The 408-nt window shown below is 47.8% G+C and carries 1 pseudogene; it reads right to left on the reverse strand.

What is annotated here, in order from left to right:
• Positions 1-206: 206 nt before the first annotated feature.
• A pseudogene (locus CEW93_RS10685) lies at positions 207-408 on the reverse strand (hypothetical protein); the annotation flags it as partial.

Consider the following 408-nt stretch of genomic DNA (forward strand, 5'->3'; position numbering starts at 1 on the left):
GCATTTCGTGAGTATCTGAAAAAACTTCCCCCTGATAACACAATACCGCCAGCTCTTACTGATGAGCACGTACCGTTATATATACGAAGGCTGGAATACTATCGTCTGCTTTATCGACCAAAGCAGACAGAATCATATTGAAAAAAACGGTGAACGGTTCGCGAAATTCTTTCGCGGGTCGTGAGGCGTTGGACAAGCGAAGCGCGTCAGTTTTTCCGGCTCTTCCCCGTGACAGGTTTCTCCACCAGTTTATCTTCCAGTGTCACAACTTTCTGATACACCGCCGCTGTGGCGTTGTAGTTCCTGTCGAGTATTGTTTTCATTCCCCATCCGAGCACACAGAACATAACCAGAAAAGCCACTGACACCCCACCCAGCCATTTCCAGCTATACCCTTTAAGGGTGTTG

This window comes from Moraxella sp. VT-16-12, assembly GCF_002224245.2.
In the GTDB taxonomy this organism is placed as follows: domain Bacteria; phylum Pseudomonadota; class Gammaproteobacteria; order Pseudomonadales; family Moraxellaceae; genus Moraxella.